The following is a 1,308-nucleotide window of genomic DNA, read 5'->3' on the forward strand; positions in this document are numbered from 1 at the left end:
AGCTGTTCTTGTATTAGAAGGAGATATAAATTCAGTTCAACCTTCAAAACTGATTGAATCTATTTTACAACAATCTTCAGGATACACGATCAACATTATTGATATCAAACCAAGCCGCTTAATCTTAAAGGGGTCTCAGAGGTTGTCTGAGAAGTCTCATTTGCTACATCCAAGCCCCCTAAATCCCCCAATTCTGGGGGACTTTTAGAAGCAAATTGACTCTTGTTCCCCCCAAAGTTGGGGGGTCAGGGGGGCAAAATTCAGTATCAAAAAACTTTTCAGATATCCTCTCAAGAAGCTATCGAACGGCTTGAAGCTCGAATAAAATCCGAAGACCTAAAAGAATTAAGCGGTTTTCCTATTAAAGATATTCAAATTTTGAACGAAAGGTCAGATGATAAAGACAATAGCAAGCTTGATCATAAATGGCGTCTAGTGGCAGAGATTGCCAGGGCTGGAGCTGTGGGTCGAGATTTGAGGGGTGTAGACCTCAGTGATGCGGACCTCAGTGATACCAAGCTCAGTGGTGCTAACCTATGTGATGCGGACTTGAGGGGTGCCGACCTGAGTGGTGCCGATTTGAGTGGTGCGGACTTGATTCGTCCTAAGCTGAGTGATGCGGACCTCAGTGGTGCTAACTTGATTCGTGCTAACCTGATTGCTGCCAACCTCAGTGGTACTAACCTCAGTGGTACTAACCTCAGTGGTGCTAACCTTAGTGGTGCTAACCTTAATGGTGCCAAGCTCAGTGATGCTAAAGTCAAAAATGCCCGATTCGCATATATTGTAGGAATTGATGAATCCACCAAGCTTGAGCTAATTCAAAGAGGAGCAATTTTTTAGAATTTCTCAGGTGAACCCTCTGAAATTAGTTCTTGAAATATTACCAGTTATGTGTATTAAAAAAGAGCGATCGCCTAATTTACCTAACTGGTAATTCGACTGGTAATTTATCTGTATTAAAAAAGAGCGATCGCCTAATTTACCTAACTGGTAATTCGACTGGTAATTTATCTGTATTAAAAAAGAGCGATCGCCTAATTTACCTAACTGGTAATTCGACACTAATTTCATTAGCTATATCCAATAACAGTCAAACGGTTAACCTTTAACCATCAATAACCTTGTTATTAATAACATAAATCAGGTTTATCAACAATAATTTCGGGACTTATAAAGGTATTTTAACCTAAAAAAAACTCCTAATTTTCAATGCTTAAGCTAAGCTTTAAACAAAGCGATCCATCACGTTTTTAAAACGTTAATGTTCAGGGGAAGCAGCCATGATTTCTAGGTGGCCACCATTGT

At 39.8% G+C, this 1,308-nt stretch carries 2 protein-coding genes; both read left to right on the plus strand.

Going from position 1 to position 1,308, the window contains the following annotated elements:
* Window positions 1–208, plus strand: a 208-nt coding sequence (locus F6K38_RS42210) for a hypothetical protein (protein ID WP_287360830.1), incomplete at its 5' end; no start/stop codon positions are given.
* Between the two features lie 29 nt (window positions 209–237).
* A complete protein-coding gene (locus tag F6K38_RS42215) occupies window positions 238–843 on the plus strand; it encodes a pentapeptide repeat-containing protein (protein ID WP_287360833.1) in 606 nt (201 codons plus the stop codon).
* The last annotated feature ends 465 nt before the right edge of the window (window positions 844–1,308 follow it).

The sequence above is a fragment of the Moorena sp. SIO3B2 genome (genome assembly GCF_010692525.1).
In the GTDB taxonomy this organism is placed as follows: domain Bacteria; phylum Cyanobacteriota; class Cyanobacteriia; order Cyanobacteriales; family Coleofasciculaceae; genus Moorena; species Moorena producens.